The organism is Enterobacter sp. CP102 (genome assembly GCF_025152625.1).
Classification (GTDB): domain Bacteria; phylum Pseudomonadota; class Gammaproteobacteria; order Enterobacterales; family Enterobacteriaceae; genus Enterobacter; species Enterobacter soli.
In genome coordinates this window covers 2,060,021-2,079,961 of record NZ_CP104014.1, presented here as the reverse complement: position 1 = coordinate 2,079,961, position 19,941 = coordinate 2,060,021, and the positions used below count along the sequence as shown (strand labels likewise).

Sequence of the window (19,941 nt, the reverse complement as noted above, 5' to 3'; positions counted from 1 at the left end):
CAAGGCACTTTCCGGGCGATCGCGCAAACACGTTGATGTGTGGAGGGATTTAATTCTGTCGTCTTGTCCGGTTAGTTACTCCACCATGACTTTCACGTTAGGTTTGGATAACAGGATTTTTATCAGCTCCGTAAACGGAACGGGCTTAAAGAAGTAGTACCCCTGCTGGAAGACAATATTATTCCGGTTGAGGTAATCAAGCTGTGCTTTAGTTTCTACACCTTCGGCGACAATACTTATCGACAGCTTACGCGCCAGATCCAGCACACAATCCAGGATCCGGGTGGATTCTTCATGCTCATTGACCCGGCTGACGAAGCTATGGTCAATCTTGATGTAATCGATATGCAGATCGTGCAGGTAAGAGAGCCCTGAATACCCGGTTCCGAAGTCATCCAGCGCGATGGCAAAGCCGTTTTCGTGCAGCGCATTCAGGGTGTGAACCAGGCGTTCGTCAATATCCAGCGGTTCACGCTCTGTGACTTCAACCACCAGGTTCAAATCTTTGCGCTCAAAGCGGCTTTTATAGTTCAGGCACTCATCCACAAAGGTGGGCATGGCGATATGAGATGCGCTGAAGTTAATCCCCACATGAAAACCTTCCGGCAGCTTGCTGGCGATGGCGTTCATCTGTATCACTACCTGTGCCATCAGGCTACGCGTCAGCGGCACTATCAGGCCGGATTTTTCAGCAAGCGGGATAAACGAGGCCGGGGAGATATAGCCCGCTTTCGGGTGTTTCCATCTCGCCAGCACCTCTACGCCCCGCAAGGTGCCCTCCCGGCCATTAACAACGGGCTGATAAAACGGGATGATCTCCCCCTTTGCGATGGCGCGCTGTAGCGACTCTTCAGGCGGCGTACTTTTATTCAGGTACTTATACAGCGCGTAAGCGCCAAGACAGGCGATCAGCAGTAAAAAAAGCAGGATGCCAGCCCCCTGGCTTACCAGCCTCTGCACGCTGAATAACGGAGGATAGTTGTACTCGATACTGTAGGGATAATCTTTAGCGTCAAGCCGCCCGACATGCTCACCTTTAGCGTTTACCGATGTAGCATCACCAGACAAGCCCAGCACAGTGTCGCCAACCCTTAACCGGTAAGCGATGCCTTTTATCGAAATACCCAGGGCGTCGCGGATATGGCGATCGCTGACCGTGATCCCAATACGGCTACCATCAGATACCGTCTGATACAGCAGTACCGGTAAACCGTTTACCGTCTCTTTTTCTGGCAGCAGCATCAGTGGTGAATCAGGTAATCTCATCGCATTAACCAGCAGCACACGGTTATCCGGCAGGGATGAACACACAATTTGCCCGTGAGCGAGAATGAAAATAGTCCTGAGATGAGGTTGTAGCGCCGCCTCGGTGCCCAGCCGGTATTGCCCTTCTGCATCACAGCCTGCCGCGGCGACCGTCATCGCCGTCCGGGTAGCACGCTGCGCTTCACCCAGGATCGTATTCATATTTTTTGCGACAAACTTCGCCCCCGTCATGCTGTCGGCCCGTGCGGAATACCAGAGCTGGGTATTCAGAATAAAAATGCCCATGATAAACAGGGCCAGAGCGGCAGTAACAGGGACAAGAATATGGCGCATTAACGTCTCCAGGGCACAAGTGAGTACGATGACGCTGACGGCATTTACGGCGCTTAATGGTGTAAGTACAAAGAGCATGGTCGACAAAAGTAAAAATAACCATGCTCCTTCAATAAGTTCTGCAAAAATTGTTTAGCAGGTGAACGCTTTATCCTTCGCCAGGAAGAAAGGCCGTAAATAAGCAACGGTGCTGGAAAGCGGGATCACATCCGCGCTCAGTTCAATCTTAAGCACATCCTTGAGATAACGTTTACGGGTTTCAATTCTTGCCCATAGCTCAGGGTATTCGCGTTTGATCTCGGCCTGGAGCGCGAAATCCGCCAGCGCAACGCTCTCCTCGGCGCTGGTGCCGGTATATCCCGGCACTGACGGAATAATATCAATCTGCAAAATCATTCCGCTTTTCAGGGTTTGCGTCGAATGTTTATAAATGGGCGATGACATCCACTCTTCATCGGCGCTGAGATGCCCGGGATTCAGATGCCAGCCATATTTCTCTTTTGGCAGGATGGACTCCATCAGGGAATACATCTCCCCGCCTTCCATGCCAATTCTGATATTTTCAAGCCAGGTCACCACACCAGCAAAATAGGGTTTTACCACGCGTTCAAGATAATCTTTCTGCGTATCGGGCAGCTCACTTTCGCTGGCAATCACAAAACCGGTGCGGCTGGATAACCCACCTTTAAACCCGGTGGTCATGGACAGCGGCTGGCCTCTTTGCAGCGGTTTATGCGTGGGATAAAGATTGGCCTTTTCAAAACGCTGGCCCGATGCAGCAATAGTCACCACCGTATTGTACTGGCCTTCCGCCGTCAGATACGCCCCTAACGCCGCTTCACTCATTCCCGGCTCCACCGCGTTCATGGCATTCAGGATGCAGTTCGACGCCAGATTCGCACCATATTCATAATGGGCTATTTCATTGGCATTGTTGGTGGTCCGCGCGCCGTTGTCTCCGGCAATGAACAAATGTGCGGCATTCTCTGACACCGCCCCGGCAGGGAGGCTGTTTTTAAGGGCATCGACAATAAACCAGGGTAAATCGAAAAGCTGTTTGTTATCCACCAGACCTGACGTAAACATTTTCCAGCCCACAACCCCCACGCGGTGCATATCGCCCAGGCCCGACTCGGCGAATAACACCTCGAGCGGTTTTTCGTTATCCATTGGCTGATTCGGTAATGAGAAATACGGGCAGTGTTTAAGCGTGACCGGAATACGGGAATGGGCAGCCATTTTCAGGTTTTCATTCCCGAGAATAACGGTTGCGGCACCCTCTTTAGCCAGCACCAGCAGCCCCTCTTCAAAGCGGGGAATAAATCCTGTCAGGTATTCAAAGTTACTGCCGTGCTCTTTGTCGGCATAAATAATGAGGGCGTCATATCCCTCAATAGCCATCCGTGCCAGAAGCTTCTCTTTACGCTCCTGCAGAGTGGCATCGGTCAGGGGAACGGGCGAGACGCCCGAAAATTGGTGTGGAGCCACCGTCGTCTGAAGCTGAAGCGCACTAAAATCCATGTGTTTGACCTCACGTTCTGATGGGGAACCCTCGCGTAATCATCAGGCCAGCAGCTCGGTAATACAGTCCGAACTGAGCTGTACCAGCCCTTTCACGCCATAGTGATATCCCGTTTTATCATGCCGGATACGGATCTCGCGAATATGCTGGTTGGGGGTGTTATCAAGCATATCCTGCACCCGCGGTAATACCTCGTCGCCGTAATCTTCAAACAGCTCACCGGTGGCGATCGCCAGTTTGATGTTATGGATCGGCGCAGTACAACAGATAGCAAAATAGAGCGCCCGGGCCGTCGTTTGTACGGTTTCGGCTTTGTTTTCTTCTTTCACATTAAAGGCTTGTTCAATGCCACCTTCATAAGGCAGATGGACAATTTCAGGGTAAAAGCCGTTCTCGCCCAGCCCCGGTTCGCCGTTGGTGCAATAACCATACCCCAGGCTGCCAAAACCGGGCATAAATGCCACATAAGACAGCCCCGGTGAACGCTTTGCCAGCAGATAGTTAGTGCAATGGGCGATATTGTAAATCCGGGTGGTGATACCAACATGCTCCTGAATACGCGCCATCAGGTTAACGTTCGTATCGGTAAATAACGGGCAATAACGCACCACGCCGGTGAAATGTTCAATACCGCCCTGCAACGCCACGCTGACGACGTTAATGCGGGATTGCGCAATCCCCGCCGCCTCGCAAAGCGCCTTAATGCCTTGCGCAATCAGCATGACCAGCTCGTCTGGCGTCATGGACTCCGGCAGCGAAAATTGATGGCTGGCCAGCGCATCACGCTGGGTATTGTAGTCATTCAGCGTGCCCTGAAAGCTGCCCTTACGCAGCATGATATTCACGCTGAAGGCGCAACCGCCCTTCACGGCCAACAGCTGCTGCGGGCGGCCAAAGGTAATATCTTTGATTTCCCGCTCCTCGATCAGCCCTTCCTGCAAAAGCTGTGAGGTCAGTTTGGTGATATAGGCTTTGGTCACACCTACCCGGCGGGTCATTTCCGCGCGAGACTCATGCTCGCTGTGCAAAATATTGAGGATCTGCTTTTTATAGTCCATGTCGTTTCGCCTCCGCCCGACCGGTTTCGTCCTGTGTGCGCATCATAACATCTCTCGTTTTCTGTTCATCCAGCCGGTAAAACTGCAGGATACCTGCCGTCAGGAACAGGCAACAGGCCGGTAACCAGATATACAGCACTCTGAATGCCGGAAGCTGTTCCGGCAGTGCCGCCGTCGCGTTGCCCGGCTGATAGCCAAACCAGGCCAGAATGTAGCCCATCAGCGCCCCGCCCACGGCCATGCCTGCTTTGGTGGAAAAGAGCATCCCGCCGCCAATCATGCCGTTGATACGCACACCGAAACGATAAAAACCATAATCCGCCACATCGGCGACGCTTGCCCACAGGATCACCGCAATCAGCTCGGCCATCAGTGTGGCGCACACAAAGAGCCACAGATGCGGCCAGACGGCGCTGGCCGGTGTAAAGCCCATCACCAGTGTGATAACTCCGCTGGCAAGCTGGCTGTAAACCAGCAGCGGGATGCGTTTTATGCGCCCGCGCCGCAGCAGATACCCGGTCACCAGCGGGGCGACAATACCGGCCACCGAGGCGGCCGTCAGCATCAGGCTTAAAAAGGTGGCGGGCATCTGGAGCACATACTTCACAAAATAGGCGGCCGCACCAAACTTTAGCGTATTCATCACCATAACAACGGCCTGTGCGGCAAACAGGATCAGCGCCTGGTCATTTTGCAGCAGGTGGCGAAACTGCTCACGTACCCCGATCGCCGGCACGCTTTGCGGGGGAACGCGCTCCCGGGTATTGAAATAACAAATCAGCACCAGCAGCGTGGACAGCACGCCGATGCCGCACATCACCGCCCGGTATCCCAGGATTTCGTTATCAAACAGCGCAATAAGTACCGGAACAAACAGCGAACAGAGCAGATAAGCCAGCTTGGCAAGCGGGAAACGGATCGCGTTGATTTGAATGCGTTCATCGCTATCCACGGACATCGCCCCGAGGAGCGACACATACGGCACCACCACCAGACTGAAACTGAGCACCAGCGCCATGTACGTCACATAGGCGTAAATGATACGCCCTGTCGCGCTCAGTTCCGGTGAGAAAAAGACCGCAGCACAGCTCAGACCATAAGGGAGGGCAAACCAGAGCAGCCAGGGGCGATAACGCCCGCGCGGGGAACGGGTTCGGTCGGCCAGCAGGCCAATCAGGGGGTCACCAATGGCATCGATAAAACGCGCCAGCAGAAACAGGCTGCCCATTGCCACCGGGCTAAGACGGAACACATCGGTGTAGTAAATGGACAGGAACATCATCGTCATGCCCATAAAGATATTCGCTGAGGTATCTCCCAGCCCGTAGCAGAACTTCTCTCGCAGAGTGATGGCGGGTGCAAGAGCGGTTTTCATCATGGGTTCACCGACAATATTAACGATAACGCGAAATCGGGTGCCCACCGGCACCCGACATCACTAATACCCGAATTAATTGACGGAAACAATAATACGACGATAGGAGGTTAACGACGGTTTGCCGTTATCCGTGACGGCCAGGATCAGGTGTTCCGTCCCGGTACGCAGGGCTTTCACTTGCACGCTCTGTTTGCCATTTTCACCCAGGGTCAGCACCGCCGGCGCATTGAGATTGTCTTCCCCACGACGCCCCTGAACATCTTTGACCGCCACCGGTTGCGAGCTTGCTGAACCTGCTTCCGGGTACAGGAACCAGTTATAGCTGAGCTTATCGCCGTCAGGATCTTTGCTGCCTGCGGCATCGACCGTCAGCGTGTCTCCGGCTTTCGCCTTAAGATAAACCACCTGCTGCCCCGCCTGACCGTTCACCACGACTTCCGGATTGTGATTGGCATGAGCGTAGTCTTTGATGCCCCACTCCATACGGGCAGCAAAATCATGCTGGAAAGCTTCGCGCCAGCGCCAGATGGTCGCCTGGTTCGAGGTGTACTGTTTCCCGTCTTTGCCGATCACCGTATCGGCGGCATTCGGGTTGCCCGGATAGAAGTCACCGCCGCTGCTCCAGATAGGGTGCGTTTCATGCTGCGGCTGGCGCACAATGTAACGCCCGCCCCAGCCGCCCCAGCCCGGGTTTCGTTCGCTGTTTAAACCGTTACGGATAAGACTGAGGAACGACGGCGTATCCCCTTCCATAATGAACATGTACTTCAGGTAGCCTTTACCCATTGGCCCTTTGCTGCGGATATTTTCATCCAGCCAGTGCTGGGACACGGTCGTAAAATCGGCGCCTGGCGCATTACGGTAATACTGGTCGCCGCTGATACCGGTCCAGGTCGCACGCGCGTAATCTTCGCCATTCTGGCTGGACGGATCGACGATCCAGGTCATTTCCGGGTAATGTTCGCGGATCCAGAACCCGGCATCATCCTGATCGGAAATGGAATACGCCACCATGTTGCGGGTCAGCGACTGAACAACATCCGCAGGGTGTTTTTTGGCGAGATCCTGAAGTGCCTGCGCAAGTGTATTCGCCCCGCCCCACAGGGTAATAAACAGCGGGTGATCCGCATCGGTACTTTTCTCAATGGCTTTCACCAGCAGATCGGAACCGGCGGTGTTTTTACCTTCACCGGTTGCCGCCATACCGTAACTGGCGAGGCCCGGTGCCACCACAGACTGAAGCTGAGACACCGTCGGGAACCCGGCCGCATGTTTCAGCAGGTTCGGCTGCACTTCACCATAGTGACCCACAACAAGGTCAATCATATCGGTGTGTACTTTTTCACGCTGCCAGGTGGAGGTGGTCGCCACCAGCCCCTCAACGTTCATCTCATTTGAGTACAGTAAAAAACGCGTCAGGGACATCTGATCGTCGGGTTCATTACCGATGTCAGTCAGGACAAAAACGCGCGGTTTTTCCTGATAAGGCAGCACTTTACCGGCCGCTTGCGCGATCGCCGTTTCTGCCCCAATAGCCAGCGGAGCGGCAAATGCCATGACCCCTGCCATTGCCAGCAATACCCCTTTCGCGACCTTATTGATTTGTTGGTTCACCATGTTGTTCTCACTTTTTTTTGCTGTAGACCGAATGCTTTCAACATAGTTAACACAGGAAACAAAGTAAAAAGGAAAAGATCGATTCTGTGATGACGCCGGAATTTTTAGCGCCGCCAGATCCGGCGCTAAAAAGTCCCCTCACAGGCACTTAACAATCACTTTTAGATGACTTAAATCAAGAGAAACCAAATATGAAAGGTAACTAAAGAATCACTGCATATTGACTTAACAAATACTCTGGAGCATATTTCATAGCACGAATTAACAAGACAATTTTTGGAGGACGTTTTCTATGCCATCCCGTGATTATCCGGACAAACGCACTGCTCGCGGTTTAGCAAAGGATGCTGATCTGAAGATGCTAAGTGCCAGAGTAGAAACAGACTTAATGGAGTATGTCAGGATCACAGCGTATGAAACGCGCAAGAGCAAGCAGGAGATTGTGGCAGAAGCATTAGCACTTCACCGGAAAAATCGCCGGGAAGAAGCCTCCTCCGAACAGGCGTCATAGTGTAAGACATGGTGCAATAAAAAAAGCCCGACAGTTGCTTCGGGCCTTTTCGCGTTTACGCCACCAGCGCATTGAGCGTATTGATTGCCTCGGCCGGCAGCACCAGATCCGCCGCCGCCAGGTTTTGCTGCAAATGCGCCACGGAAGAGGTCCCCGGGATCAGCAGAATATTCGGTGAACGTTGCAGCAACCAGGCCAGCGCCACCTGCATCGCCGTTGCCCCCAGTGAATCCGCAACCGCCTGAAGACCGGAAGATTGCAGCGGTGTAAAACCACCCAGCGGGAAGAACGGCACCCAGGCGATCCCCTGAGCGGCAAGCGCATCCACCAGAGCATCGTCACCGCGATTCACAATGTTGTACATGTTCTGCACGCAGACCACCGACACCATTTTCTGCGCTTCAGCGACCTGGGCTGCGGTCACATTGCTCAACCCGATATGGCGAACCAGCCCCTGCTGTTGCAGTTCCGCGAGCGTAGTCAGCGGTTCGGTGATCGAACCTTCAGCCGGGCCGTGAGCGCTGAACATGATCCGCAGGTTTACCACGTCCAGTACATCCAGTTTGAGGTTACGCAGGTTATCATGCACCGCCTGCGTCAGCTCCTGAGCCGAAAACGCAGGGAGCCAGGAGGCGTCATCACCCCGCCGCGCCCCAATCTTGGTCACAATCGTAAGATTGTCCCGGTACGGATGAAGTGCCTCACGGATAAGCTGGTTAGTGATATGCGGGCCGTAAAAGTCGCTGGTATCAATATGATCCACACCCGCTTCCACGGCTTCACGCAGCACCGCCAGCGCGGCGTTTTTATCCTTTGGCGGGCCGAATACGCCTGGCCCGGCAAGCTGCATTGCACCATAGCCGAGTCGTTTTACCGTACGCGTCCCGAGCGTGTACGTCCCGCTTTTCTCAATACTGCTCATGTCTACCTTCCTCATAAAAATGATCCGGATTTACAACAGGTTCCAGAACGGAACAATTAGTTAAGCAATAGTTAAATTAAAGTTTAGTTTCGTTGCGTCGATAGTATTTGGGCAACCCCTGCACCTATAACGGACGACCGCTATGCTGAAAAATCTGCACGTGATTACCGGTATTCTCTTTGCCCTCACCATATTCTGTCTGCTGCAAGTTGTCACGGGAGGCTTGTTCTACTCTGCCGTCAGCAACGATCGCCATAACTTCCAGAACTCGGGGATGCTTAATGCCCAGCAGGAAAGCCTGAGCGACAGCGTCAACACGCTGGTGAAAACGCGCGTCACCGTCACCCGTGTGGCGATCCGCTACCTGAAAAACCAGCGCGATCCCGCGTCCCTCGCCGCCATTAACAAACTTCTAGGTACGGCCAGCACGTCGTTAGGCAACGCAGAAACCTATTACAGCGCCTGGCAGAAAATGCCGCAGGTTAACGGACAAAACGCCGCGTTAACCGAAGAGATGCAGAAAACCTGGAGCCAGATGCATGAAGTGATGCGTCTGTCGATTGAGTATCTGCGTGCCGATAACTATCAGGCTTATGGCGACCTGGATGCCCAGCAGGCACAGGACGATATGGAAGCGGTCTATAACCGCTGGCGCGCCGAAAACAACACCTTGCTGAAGGCCGCAGCTGAAGAGAATCAGAGCAGCTTTACCCATATGCAGTGGACACTGGCGGCTATTTTCCTCGCCGTGGTTGCCGTGCTGGTGGTTATCTGGCAGGGCCTGCAACACCTGCTGTTAAAACCGCTGAAGATCATTATGAACCATATTCGCACCATCGCAGGTGGCGATCTGACGCATAACATCAACCTGGGTAGCCGTAACGAAATGGGTCAGCTGGCGGTGGGTCTGCACGAAATGCAGCAGTCGCTGGTAAGCACGGTCAGCGCCGTACGTGGCAGTACCGACTCAATTTATACCGGTGCTGGTGAAATTGCCGCCGGGAGCAATGACCTGTCTGCCCGTACCGAGCAGCAGGCGGCCTCGCTGGAAGAAACCGCCGCCAGCATGGAAGAGTTAACCGCAACGGTGAAACAGAACTCCGATAACGCGCGTCAGGCCACGTTGCTGGCGAAAAACGCCTCCGAAACTGCCGCGCGCGGCGGTCAGGTGGTGGATAACGTGGTGCGCACCATGACCGAGATTTCCGACAGTTCGCAGCAAATCGCCCACATTACTGGCGTTATCGACAGCATTGCCTTCCAGACCAATATTCTGGCACTTAACGCGGCGGTTGAAGCGGCACGTGCTGGCGAACAAGGACGTGGTTTTGCCGTAGTGGCCGGTGAAGTGCGCACCCTGGCCAGCCGCAGTGCGCAGGCGGCAAAAGAGATCAAAGGGCTTATCGAAAACTCTGTCAACAGGGTCAATACCGGCTCTGAGCAGGTCAGCGAAGCTGGCGAAACCATGCGAGAGATCGTCGCCGCCGTCACCCGCGTGACCGACATTATGGGCGAAATTTCATCGGCTTCTGATGAACAAAGCCGGGGTATTGAGCAGGTCAGCCTCGCGGTTTCGCAGATGGACAGCGTGACGCAGCAAAACGCCGCCCTGGTACAGGAATCCGCAACCGCAGCCGCAGCGCTGGAAGATCAGTCCGAACAGTTGCGCCAGGCCGTTGCCGCATTCCGTCTGAATGCCAAAGACCAGGCCGCGGCACCACGCCCGACGAATGTGAAAACGCCACAGCTGTTACGCCCGGCAACCGCCACGGCAAGCGTGGCAGACGGTAACTGGGAAACCTTTTAAGGAATACGCGGGCGATGAGGTCGCCCGCTATTTTACGTAGGCGCTAATATCCGGGACCTGTGCCAGCAGGAACGCGCACAGCGTCGCTATCCCCTGCTGTTTCGGGCTGTTTTCCGGCCAGATCAGATAATAGCCATCACCGGTGTTAATCGCCTGGCTAAATGGCATCACCAGTAACCCGTTCTCCAGCGCCGGAAGGCTGAGCGTCACATCCCCCACCGAAACGCCATGCCCGCCAACGGCCGCCTGATTTCCCTGATCGAGGGTATCGAAAACCTTTCCTTTGCTGATATCCGGCGTGGCCTCAGGCGAACACGCTTTGAGCCAGCGCCGCCAGTCCCGGCGATCCGGTGACGGATGGATCAGCTCGCAGGCCTGGAGACTGTCTCTGGCCTTATCCACCAGCCCGGGGGCGCAAACCGGGGCAAGCCATTCGTCAAACAGCAACTGTGAACGCGTCTGCTCCCCAAACTGGCCGTTGCCGAGCAAAATCGCGCAGTCGAACGGCTCCTGACGGAAATCGACTTTATCAACATCCATCCAGACGCTCGAAACATGCACCTCCGGCGTTGAGTATTTCTCAACAAATACCTTCATGGTATTCAGCAGCCAGTTCAGCGTCAGGGTTGAAGGCGCTTTTAAGCGCAGCGCGTGTCGGGTGGCCCGAAATGCGTCGCAGGCGCTCTCCAGGGTGGCGAACCCCTGCCTCAGCTGGCTGGCTAATGCGCGTCCGGCATCGGTCAGTTCCACAGCCGGCCCTTTGCGCACAAAGAGCTGACACTGAAAACTCTCCTCTAACGTGCGGATATGTCGGCTGATGGCGCCAGGCGTGACGTGCAGCGTTTGCGCGGCCCGGGTGAACGAACCGTACAGGGCCGCGACATCAAATGCCCGCAGCGCATACAAAGGGGGAAGTGGTGATGGCATCGCATTGCTCATTGTGAGTTTAACTCACATTAAAGCGCAGGATTTTCCGTTTTTCAATGCCGCGAATTTTACCGACACTGCCTGCCACTCTTCACAAAAGGATCCTCTTCATGGCGATGTCGCTACTGGGTACATATCTGCTGGCGGTGGTGCTGTTACTTATCACCCCCGGCCCTGTTATTGCGTTAGTCACCCACACCGCGGTACAGGACGGTTACAGACGCGCCTTTATTACGCTTGCTGGAACCAATCTGGCGTCTCTGGTTTTGCTGTCGATGGCGGTGATGATCCTGGCGGGCATCGTGGATATTCACCCGTTAAGTCTGGCAGGGGTGGGTTTTATCGGCGCGCTGTTTATCGGCTGGATGGGGATTGGGATGCTGGCGCATCCACAGCCCACAGCGGCCACATCGGCGCGGCAAGGCGGCTTTCTTACCGGTTTTTTTACCGCCATCGCCAACCCAAAAGATATTCTCTTCTTTGTCGCGTTCTTCCCACAGTTCGTGCCGGTGACACGCAATTTTGCCCAGAGCATTACCCTGCTGACGCTCATCTGGATTGCGCTGGACCTCCTGATCCTCACCTTGTGGATCGTGGCCGTCAGGCGCTACGTGTCGCTTCGCTACGCGCGCACCATCCGGCTGGCGACGGCGCTGTTTATGCTTGTCGTCGCCATCTATGGCGCAGTGTGGAATGGAAACGCTATTCTATTTGCTTTCAGAGCGGGCTAGCGGCTGCGTTTGGCGTGACGCTCCCGGTTGTCCAGCCTGGCTTCATCTGATTTTCGCAGCGCCACATAACAGGCGCCACTGCCGCCGTGATGCGGCAGTGCAACGCAGAATGCCTGCACGGAGTCGAACTCAGTCAGCCAGCGTGCCAGATAACTGCGCACCACATTCGGATGCGACTGCTCTTCACGCCCTTTACCGTGGACAATCACCAGGTTGCGCAGCCCGTCACGTTCGGCCTGACGGATAAACGAAAACAGCATCTGACGGCACTGTTCAACAGGCCGGCGTAACAAATTGATGCTGGCCTGACGGGAATATTTACCGGAACGGAGCTTATCAATCACCCCCTGCTGGACCCCTTCCCGCTGAAACGCCAGAGGTTCAGCAAGCGGAAGCAGCTCCAGAAACCCCAGCGTTAAGAAGTTATCGAGCTGTTCAGCATTCAGCGTCTGCCGGGGGCGGGTATTGCGGCTCGGCTGCCAGTGAATATCCGCACAATGCTTGAGTGACTGGACATCCTCCATGGCGTCAAGAAAAAGTGATTTGTCGTCAGGGTTCATGGCAATCCTCCGGCTACATCTGAGCCTGTACTATACCCGCGCCTGACAGGCGTCTCAACGTCCTCTGCCTGGCAACCTGCTCCGTGGAAATGAGATATATTCACCCGATGAATAAAATAATATCGCAGCTAAAAAGTTAAACTTAACTTAACTAAAATTTCAGCCGCAATTAAATGACTGTATTTAAGTTAAATTTTTGTGAACTTGAGCAATCTGAATACTACCATTTTGAGAAAAGTCTGTTATAACTTAATAAACCTGCCCCACGGATAAAACATGCGGGACTCGCGAAAGGAAACACTGCTGTGTGTACTATAGGGTCTGTTGATGTCGGCAGCCCCTGTTTTTTTTATTTTATTCTGAAATTAATGCCCGGGCTTCTCGTCTGAATTGCGTAATTAATGATTCAGTCAATGGCGTCTGTCGGGAATCACGGCGCTGAATTAAATAATAAGCGGCTTTAGGTAATGATTCGACAACCGGCAGCATCACCAGACGGTGCGCCAGCAGCGGGTCACAGCCAAGCTCCTGTGGCAAGATGCTGATAAAATCGCTCTGTGCGACCAGGCTAATACAGGACGAAAACGTTTCGCAGACAATACCAATACGCGGTATTTGCGAGCGGTGATGAAACACATCTTCCAGCTGCTTATAATAACTCCCCCGCGGCGTTGGCATCGTCCAGTTATAATGCAGAAGTTCGTTAATTGACTTTACCCCTATCGCCGGATGCCCTTCCCGACAAAATATCGCAAAGGGTTTTTCAAATAATTTTTCAAACGTAAACTCATGGTCATACGGACCCTGACAATAGGTATTAATGGTGAAGTCCAGTTCTCCCTGGCGTAATTCATTAATCATCGATACCAGTTGCCCTTCCATAATACGGACTTTCACCAGCGGGTGCTGCGCGTGAAAACGGGTAATCACTGCAGGCATCAGCGTGCGTGAAATACTGGCGCCCATACCGATATTGATCTGCCCCGCCAGCTGCCCCTGCCGCTGACGAATGTCGTCCTGCGCCGCACGCAGCTCTTCCAGAATCAGGTTGGCATGTTGATAGAAGCTCTCACCGCATTCAGTCAGCGCCACGCCTTTGCTGCGCCGGACAAAAAGTTGCGCGGCAATGCCCTCTTCCAGCTCCTTGATCGATTTCGTCAATGCCGGCTGTGAGAGGTTAAGCGCCCTGCTGGCCCCGCGAATGCTGCCCTGACGCGCCACTTCCACGAAAGCCCGAATCTGATGAAATTTAACCTGAAATGACATAGCCCGACCGATAACCGTTGTTTATCAGAGTAAAGAAATTGTCATCTACTTTAATGGAAATGGATGTGCGAGGGTAATTCCTGAACGGTTAAAACTGTGAAAAAACGGTTAGTGATAAGTAAAAACTATCACAGCGTGAAGCAGTTCACATATTTTAATGATGACAGGAAGAGATATGGACTCACTGGCGCACGACATTCAGACATTAACCCCGCAACTGACCGCATGGCGTCGCGATTTCCACCACTTTGCTGAATCTGGCTGGGTGGAGTTTCGTACCGCAGCCAAAGTGGCGGAAATCCTGGACCACCTGGGTTATGAGCTGGCGATGGGGCGTGATGTGGTTGACGCCGAAAGCCGCATGGGCCTGCCGGACGCGCAGACGCTGGCAAAAGAATTTTCCCGTGCCCGCGAGCAAGGTGCGCCCGAGAAATGGCTCGCCGCGTTCGAAGGTGGATTTACCGGCATTGTCGCCACACTGCGTACAGGGCGTCCGGGGCCGACACTCGCCTTTCGCGTGGATATGGATGCGCTGGATCTCAGCGAAGCGCTAGACGAAAGCCATCGCCCGTTCCGCGACGGCTTTGCCTCCTGCAATCCGGGGATGATGCACGCCTGCGGCCATGACGGGCATACCACTATTGGCCTGGGTCTGGCTCAGGTACTGAAACAAAACGAAGCCCAGCTCAACGGCACCATCAGGCTTATCTTCCAGCCTGCGGAAGAAGGCACGCGCGGGGCTCGCGCAATGGTGGCGGCAGGCGCGCTGGACGGTGTGGATTACTTTACTGCGGTCCATATTGGTACCGGTGTTCCTGCCGGGACGGTTATTTGCGGTAGCGATAACTTTATGGCAACCACCAAGTTTGACGTGCGCTTTACCGGCGTGGCGGCCCATGCGGGCGGTAAACCGGAGGAAGGCCGTAACGCACTGCTCGCCGCCGCGCAGGCCGCCCTTGCCCTGCACAGCATCGCCCCTCACAGCGAAGGTGCCTCACGCGTCAATGTGGGCGTCATGCAGGCCGGTAGCGGGCGCAACGTCGTTCCGGCCAGTGCCTTGCTGAAGGTGGAAACCCGTGGCGAAAGCGAAACTATCAACCAGTACGTGTTCGACCGTGCGCAATCCGTGATCGCAGGTGCGGCGGCGCTGTATGGCGTAAGCGCAGAAACGCACCTGATGGGAGCGGCAACGTCCAGCGCACCATCTCCTGCCTGGGTGAATTACCTGCGCGAGCAGGCTGAACAAGTTACCGGCGTCCTTCATGCCATTGATAAGGTCAAAGCCCCGGCAGGATCAGAAGATGCCACCCTGATGATGGCCCGCGTGCAGCAGAATGGCGGTCTGGCCTCCTACATGGTGTTTGGCACCGATTTGAGCGCCGGGCATCACAACGAAAAATTCGACTTCGACGAGGAGATAATGAATGTGGCCGTTGAAACGCTGGCGCGAACGGCGCTGAACTTCCCGTGGACGCGAGGTGTGTGATGCAGGAAAACTACGCTTTTATCGCGGATGCCATCGACACGCGATGTCAGACCTTTAGCGATATTGCCGACGAAATCTGGGATCATCCCGAAACACGTTTTGAAGAGTTCTGGTCAGCCGAACGGCTCGCCAGTGCGCTGGAAGCCGAAGGTTTTAGCCTGACGCGCGAAGCCGGTGGTATTCCAAACGCTTTTATTGCCAGCTTCGGCAGCGGTAAGCCGGTTATCGCGCTGCTGGGCGAATACGATGCTCTGGCCGGGCTGAGCCAGCAGGCGCACTGCGCCACCGCGCAGTCGGCAACGCCGGGCGAAAATGGCCACGGCTGCGGCCATAATCTGCTGGGTACGGCGGCGGTAGCAGGAGCCGTCGCGGTGAAAAGCTGGCTGGAGCAGCACGGTGGCAGCGGGACAGTGCGCTTTTACGGCTGCCCGGGTGAAGAAGGCGGATCCGGCAAAACCTTTATGGTACGCGAAGGGTTGTTTGATGACGTCGATGCCGCTGTCACCTGGCACCCGGAAGCTTTTGCCGGGATGTTCAACGTCAGCACGCTCGCCAACATTCAGGCCGCCTGGCGATTTCACGGCGTGGCGGCTCATGCTGCGAACTCCCCGCATCTGGGGCGCAGCGCGCTCGATGCCGTGACGCTGATGACCACCGGCACCAATTTCCTCAACGAACACATCATCGAGAAAGCGCGCGTACATTACGCCATCACCGATACCGGGGGCATTTCGCCAAACGTGGTGCAGGCGCAGGCCGAAGTATTGTACCTGATCCGCGCCCCGGAAATGGCCGATGCACAACAGATCTACGAGCGCATCGAAAAAATCGCCCAGGGTGCGGCCATGATGACGGAAACCACCGTTGAATGCCGTTTCGATAAAGCCTGCTCCAGCTACCTGCCAAACCGCACGCTCGAAGCGGCGATGTATCAGGCATTGCAACATTACGGTACGCCAGCCTGGACGGAAAAAGAGCGCCAGTTCGCCAGTGAGATCCGCGCCACGCTGACCGCAAACGATCTGCAAAACAGCCTGAAAAATATCGCTGCGACCGGTGGCGATGCGGGCAAAGCCTTTGCCCGCCGTCATCAGGTTACCTTGCTGGTTGATGAAGTCGCACCGTATGCCATCACCGATAACGTGCTGGCAGGCTCGACGGACGTTGGCGATGTCAGCTGGAAAATGCCAGTCGCGCAGTGCTTTAGCCCCTGCTTTACCGTCGGTACGCCGCTGCACACCTGGCAACTGGTGGCTCAGGGACGCACCTCAATTGCCCATAAAGGGATGCTGCTGGCCGGAAAAGTGATGGGCGCAACCGCCCTGAATCTGCTTCTGGATGCCGCGCTGCTGCAAAAATGCCGTGACGAGTTTGAACAACAAATAACAGAAAGACCGTACGTGTGTCCGATCCCTGCTGGCGTGACACCGTCACCTTTAAAATAAAAATACATAACACAACAACACAACAGTCCCGAGGAACGCCCATGAGTATGTCATCCATACCTTCGCATTCCCCAACCGGTAAGCTCTATGGCTGGGTTGAAAGGGTCGGCAATAAAGTGCCGCATCCTTTCCTGCTTTTTATCTATTTGATTGTAATTTTGATGGTAGCCACCGCCGTACTCTCCGCCTTTGACGTGAGCGTGCGCAGTCCGGCTGATGGCAGCATGGTGGCGGTAAAAAACCTGCTGAGCGTCGAGGGGTTGCACTGGTTTTTACCCAACGTGATTAAGAACTTCAGCGGTTTTGCGCCGCTGGGGGCGATCCTCGCGCTGGTGCTGGGTGCGGGCCTTGCCGAGCGTGTGGGGCTACTGCCCGCGCTGATGGTGAAAATGGCCTCCAACGTAAGCGCGCGTTACGCCAGCTATATGGTGCTGTTTATCGCCTTTTTCAGCCATATCTCGTCTGACGCCGCGCTGGTGATCATGCCGCCGATGGGGGCGCTGATCTTCCTTGCCGTGGGGCGTCATCCGGTGGCCGGGCTGCTGGCGGCGATTGCCGGCGTGGGCTGCGGATTTACCGCCAATCTGCTGATTGTAACCACCGACGTGCTGCTTTCGGGGATCAGTACCGAAGCGGCGAAAACCATTGATACCGCGATGCACGTCAGCGTAATCGACAACTGGTACTTTATGGCAAGCTCAGTGATTGTGCTGACGATTGTCGGCGGGCTGATTACCGATAAGCTCATCGAGCCGCGGTTAGGGAAATGGGAAGGCCGCAGCGACGAAAAGCTGGAGACGCTCAGCAAAGAACAGCAGTTCGGCCTGCGGGTGGCCGGGATTGTCTCGCTGGCGTTTATCGCGGTTGTGGCGCTGATGGTTATCCCGGAAAACGGCGTGCTGCGCGATCCGGTCAAACACACCGTCCTGCCCTCGCCGTTTATTCAGGGCATTGTGCCGCTGATTATTCTGTTCTTCTTTATCGTGTCGATCGCCTATGGCATCGCTACGGGCAAAATCCGCAACCAGGCTGATCTGCCGCAGCTGATGATCGAGCCGATGAAAGAGATGGCCGGTTTTATCGTGATGGTGTTCCCGCTGGCGCAGTTCGTGGCCATGTTCAACTGGAGCAACATGGGCAAATTCATGGCCGTGGGGCTGACGGATGCTCTTGAAGCGGCCGGATTAAGCGGTATTCCGGCATTTGTCGGCCTGGCCATTCTGTCGTCGCTGCTGTGTATGTTTATCGCCAGCGGCTCGGCAATCTGGTCGATTCTGGCTCCGATTTTTGTGCCGATGTTTATGATGCTCGGGTTCCATCCGGCGTTTGCACAAATTCTGTTTCGCGTCGCCGACTCCTCCGTCATCCCGCTGGCACCGGTGTCGCCGTTTGTCCCGCTGTTTTTAGGTTTCCTGCAACGCTATAAACCGGAAGCAAAACTGGGTACCTACTATTCGCTGGTCTTACCCTATCCGCTTATCTTTTTAGGGGTATGGTTGGTGATGCTGGTGGCATGGTATCTTGTCGGCCTGCCAATTGGACCGGGAATTTACCCAAGGCTGCACTAAAGGAGAGAGGATGCTGAGGTTACTCGAAGATAAAATTGCGACCCCGCTTGGGCCGCTGTGGATCATGACCGACGAAGCGTTCAATTTGCGCGCCGTAGAGTGGGAAGAGCACAGCGACCGGATGGAGGAATTGCTCAATATCCATTACCGTTCACAGGGCTATGAGCGCATCAGCGCCACCAACCCGGGCGGATTGAGCGATAAACTTGCAGCGTATTTCGAGGGCGATCTCAGCATTATCGACACCCTGCCTACCGCGACGGCGGGAACCCCTTTTCAGCGTGAAGTCTGGCAGGCACTGCGCCAGATCCCATGCGGGCATGTGATGCATTATGGTCAGCTCGCAGAGCAGTTAGGTCGTGCGGGTGCGGCGCGTGCGGTTGGAGCAGCTAATGGCTCCAATCCCGTCAGTATTGTCGTGCCCTGCCACCGCGTGATTGGACGCAACGGCACCATGACGGGCTATGCCGGAGGCGTGCAGCGCAAGGAGTGGTTGCTGCGCCATGAAGGCTATCTTTTACTGTAGTATCCAGGCTTTTAGTGCTTAATTTTCTTCCGGTTAGGTTAATAATCCATAATCAAGCTGTGGAATTTCAAGAAGATGCCAGCACAATGCCGACTCTTGTCTTTATTGATGGTTTGCCAGGCTTACGTACTCTCCAAAAAGATGTTAAAATTGACCAATATCAATTAAGGCTTGAGCAAACCTATGATCCCGGAAAAGCGAATTATACGACGCATTCAGTCTGGCGGTTGTGCTATCCATTGCCAGGATTGCAGCATCAGCCAGCTCTGTATCCCGTTTACCCTGAATGAGCATGAACTTGATCAGCTTGATAATATTATCGAGCGCAAAAAGCCTATTCAGAAAGGGCAGACGCTGTTTAAAGCGGGAGACGAACTGAAATCGCTCTATGCTATCCGTTCTGGCACCATCAAGAGCTACACCATCACCGAACAAGGCGATGAGCAGATCACCGGCTTCCATCTGGCGGGCGACCTGGTCGGCTTTGACGCTATCGGTACCGGGCATCACCCGAGCTTTGCTCAGGCGCTCGAAACCTCAATGGTTTGTGAAATCCCGTTTGAAACCCTGGACGATCTGTCCGGCAAAATGCCTAACCTGCGTCAGCAGATGATGCGTCTGATGAGCGGCGAGATCAAAGGCGATCAGGACATGATCCTGCTGCTTTCCAAAAAGAATGCAGAAGAGCGCCTGGCGGCATTTATCTATAACCTCTCCCGCCGTTTCGCGGAACGCGGTTTCTCTCCACGTGAATTCCGTCTGACCATGACCCGTGGCGATATCGGTAACTACCTGGGCCTGACCGTTGAAACCATCAGCCGTCTGCTGGGTCGTTTCCAGAAAAGCGGAATGCTGGCGGTTAAAGGTAAGTACATCACCATCGAAAACGGTGAAGCGCTGGCGGTACTCGCCGGGCATTCCCGCAACGTTGCATAAAACCCGCGTATGACTCTGCCAGGTCGATAAATTTTCATGATTTATTGATCTGGCAAAACTTCCCCCCTGTTTCATTCAAGAT

Annotated in this window: 17 protein-coding genes; 8 read left to right on the top strand and 9 right to left on the bottom strand. The window is 54.7% G+C overall.

The genetic code is table 11. The features are described from left to right. Positions 1 to 75 precede the first annotated feature (75 nt). The 5 genes from N1249_RS09785 to N1249_RS09765 form a co-directional block, all read right to left on the bottom strand. Complete coding sequence (locus N1249_RS09785; RefSeq protein ID WP_259837249.1) at positions 76 to 1,599, bottom strand: cyclic diguanylate phosphodiesterase; 1,524 nt, start codon at positions 1,597 to 1,599, stop codon at positions 76 to 78. A gap of 132 nt (positions 1,600 to 1,731) precedes the next feature. Next, positions 1,732 to 3,120 carry a Xaa-Pro peptidase family protein gene (locus N1249_RS09780; RefSeq protein WP_259837247.1) on the bottom strand — a complete coding sequence of 463 codons (1,389 nt, stop codon included), beginning with the start codon at positions 3,118 to 3,120 and terminating at the stop codon, positions 1,732 to 1,734. 42 nt (positions 3,121 to 3,162) lie between these two features. Next, a complete protein-coding gene (locus N1249_RS09775) occupies positions 3,163 to 4,179 on the bottom strand; it encodes an ROK family protein (RefSeq protein WP_166716793.1) in 1,017 nt (338 codons plus the stop codon). Then, positions 4,169 to 5,557, bottom strand: a complete 1,389-nt coding sequence (locus tag N1249_RS09770) for an MFS transporter (protein ID WP_259837244.1) — start codon at positions 5,555 to 5,557, stop codon at positions 4,169 to 4,171. The genes N1249_RS09775 and N1249_RS09770 overlap by 11 nt, the downstream gene beginning before the upstream one ends. 72 nt (positions 5,558 to 5,629) lie before the next feature. Further along, complete coding sequence (locus N1249_RS09765; RefSeq protein ID WP_259837242.1) at positions 5,630 to 7,174, bottom strand: DUF1593 domain-containing protein; 1,545 nt, start codon at positions 7,172 to 7,174, stop codon at positions 5,630 to 5,632. 292 nt (positions 7,175 to 7,466) lie between these two features. On the opposite strand from N1249_RS09765, the gene N1249_RS09760 reads away from it, so the two are divergent. Next, positions 7,467 to 7,685, top strand: coding sequence for a hypothetical protein (locus N1249_RS09760; protein ID WP_259837235.1), 219 nt, complete (start codon positions 7,467 to 7,469; stop codon positions 7,683 to 7,685). A 55-nt stretch (positions 7,686 to 7,740) separates the two neighbouring features. Here N1249_RS09760 and N1249_RS09755 read toward each other — a convergent pair whose 3' ends face one another. Next, on the bottom strand, positions 7,741 to 8,607 hold the full coding sequence (locus N1249_RS09755) for an aldo/keto reductase family oxidoreductase (protein ID WP_259837233.1): 867 nt from the start codon (positions 8,605 to 8,607) through the stop codon (positions 7,741 to 7,743). 142 nt (positions 8,608 to 8,749) lie between these two features. On the opposite strand from N1249_RS09755, the gene tcp reads away from it, so the two are divergent. Continuing rightward, entirely contained in the window at positions 8,750 to 10,414 is a 1,665-nt protein-coding gene (gene tcp, locus N1249_RS09750; protein WP_259837230.1) for a methyl-accepting chemotaxis citrate transducer, read from the top strand. Between the two features lie 27 nt (positions 10,415 to 10,441). Here the strand turns inward: tcp and N1249_RS09745 are convergent, their stop codons facing one another. After that, entirely contained in the window at positions 10,442 to 11,341 is a 900-nt protein-coding gene (locus N1249_RS09745) for a LysR family transcriptional regulator (RefSeq protein ID WP_259837228.1), read from the bottom strand. Positions 11,342 to 11,451: 110 nt separating this feature from the next. On the opposite strand from N1249_RS09745, the gene N1249_RS09740 reads away from it, so the two are divergent. Further along, complete coding sequence (locus tag N1249_RS09740) at positions 11,452 to 12,072, top strand: LysE family translocator (protein WP_259837226.1); 621 nt, start codon at positions 11,452 to 11,454, stop codon at positions 12,070 to 12,072. Here N1249_RS09740 and smrA read toward each other — a convergent pair. Together smrA and N1249_RS09730 are read right to left on the bottom strand one after the other, a co-directional pair. Next, positions 12,069 to 12,632, bottom strand: coding sequence for a DNA endonuclease SmrA (smrA, locus tag N1249_RS09735; RefSeq protein WP_259837224.1), 564 nt, complete (start codon positions 12,630 to 12,632; stop codon positions 12,069 to 12,071). The genes N1249_RS09740 and smrA overlap by 4 nt on opposite strands. Before the next feature lie 354 nt (positions 12,633 to 12,986). Next, the gene (locus tag N1249_RS09730) at positions 12,987 to 13,898 is read right to left on the bottom strand and encodes a LysR family transcriptional regulator (RefSeq protein WP_014070022.1); all 912 of its coding nucleotides are present in this window, start codon (positions 13,896 to 13,898) and stop codon (positions 12,987 to 12,989) included. A gap of 175 nt (positions 13,899 to 14,073) precedes the next feature. Between N1249_RS09730 and N1249_RS09725 the strand changes: the two genes are divergently transcribed. From N1249_RS09725 to fnr, 5 genes are all read left to right on the top strand, one after another. Next, positions 14,074 to 15,384, top strand: a complete 1,311-nt coding sequence (locus tag N1249_RS09725; RefSeq protein WP_259837222.1) for a M20 family metallo-hydrolase — start codon at positions 14,074 to 14,076, stop codon at positions 15,382 to 15,384. Next, positions 15,384 to 16,829, top strand: a complete 1,446-nt coding sequence (locus tag N1249_RS09720) for a M20 family metallopeptidase (RefSeq protein ID WP_259837221.1) — start codon at positions 15,384 to 15,386, stop codon at positions 16,827 to 16,829. The genes N1249_RS09725 and N1249_RS09720 overlap by 1 nt, the downstream gene beginning before the upstream one ends. Positions 16,830 to 16,870: 41 nt before the next feature. Beyond that, positions 16,871 to 18,397, top strand: a complete 1,527-nt coding sequence (gene abgT / locus N1249_RS09715) for a p-aminobenzoyl-glutamate transporter (RefSeq protein ID WP_259837218.1) — start codon at positions 16,871 to 16,873, stop codon at positions 18,395 to 18,397. Positions 18,398 to 18,407: 10 nt separating this feature from the next. Beyond that, positions 18,408 to 18,923 carry a methylated-DNA--[protein]-cysteine S-methyltransferase gene (ogt, locus tag N1249_RS09710; protein WP_259837216.1) on the top strand — a complete coding sequence of 172 codons (516 nt, stop codon included), beginning with the start codon at positions 18,408 to 18,410 and terminating at the stop codon, positions 18,921 to 18,923. 183 nt (positions 18,924 to 19,106) lie between these two features. Next, positions 19,107 to 19,859 carry a fumarate/nitrate reduction transcriptional regulator Fnr gene (fnr, locus tag N1249_RS09705; protein WP_014070017.1) on the top strand — a complete coding sequence of 251 codons (753 nt, stop codon included), beginning with the start codon at positions 19,107 to 19,109 and terminating at the stop codon, positions 19,857 to 19,859. Positions 19,860 to 19,941 lie beyond the last annotated feature (82 nt).

Coding starts and splice junctions, on each gene's coding strand:
- tcp (WP_259837230.1), top strand. CDS start 8,750: ATGCTGAAAAATCTGCACGTGATTACCGGTATTCTCTTTGCCCTCACC.
- N1249_RS09765 (WP_259837242.1), bottom strand. CDS start 7,174: ATGGTGAACCAACAAATCAATAAGGTCGCGAAAGGGGTATTGCTGGCA.
- abgT (WP_259837218.1), top strand. CDS start 16,871: ATGAGTATGTCATCCATACCTTCGCATTCCCCAACCGGTAAGCTCTAT.
- N1249_RS09740 (WP_259837226.1), top strand. CDS start 11,452: ATGGCGATGTCGCTACTGGGTACATATCTGCTGGCGGTGGTGCTGTTA.
- smrA (WP_259837224.1), bottom strand. CDS start 12,632: ATGAACCCTGACGACAAATCACTTTTTCTTGACGCCATGGAGGATGTC.
- ogt (WP_259837216.1), top strand. CDS start 18,408: ATGCTGAGGTTACTCGAAGATAAAATTGCGACCCCGCTTGGGCCGCTG.
- N1249_RS09725 (WP_259837222.1), top strand. CDS start 14,074: ATGGACTCACTGGCGCACGACATTCAGACATTAACCCCGCAACTGACC.
- fnr (WP_014070017.1), top strand. CDS start 19,107: ATGATCCCGGAAAAGCGAATTATACGACGCATTCAGTCTGGCGGTTGT.
- N1249_RS09785 (WP_259837249.1), bottom strand. CDS start 1,599: ATGCGCCATATTCTTGTCCCTGTTACTGCCGCTCTGGCCCTGTTTATC.
- N1249_RS09745 (WP_259837228.1), bottom strand. CDS start 11,341: ATGCCATCACCACTTCCCCCTTTGTATGCGCTGCGGGCATTTGATGTC.
- N1249_RS09730 (WP_014070022.1), bottom strand. CDS start 13,898: ATGTCATTTCAGGTTAAATTTCATCAGATTCGGGCTTTCGTGGAAGTG.
- N1249_RS09720 (WP_259837221.1), top strand. CDS start 15,384: ATGCAGGAAAACTACGCTTTTATCGCGGATGCCATCGACACGCGATGT.
- N1249_RS09760 (WP_259837235.1), top strand. CDS start 7,467: ATGCCATCCCGTGATTATCCGGACAAACGCACTGCTCGCGGTTTAGCA.
- N1249_RS09780 (WP_259837247.1), bottom strand. CDS start 3,120: ATGGATTTTAGTGCGCTTCAGCTTCAGACGACGGTGGCTCCACACCAA.
- N1249_RS09755 (WP_259837233.1), bottom strand. CDS start 8,607: ATGAGCAGTATTGAGAAAAGCGGGACGTACACGCTCGGGACGCGTACG.
- N1249_RS09770 (WP_259837244.1), bottom strand. CDS start 5,557: ATGATGAAAACCGCTCTTGCACCCGCCATCACTCTGCGAGAGAAGTTC.
- N1249_RS09775 (WP_166716793.1), bottom strand. CDS start 4,179: ATGGACTATAAAAAGCAGATCCTCAATATTTTGCACAGCGAGCATGAG.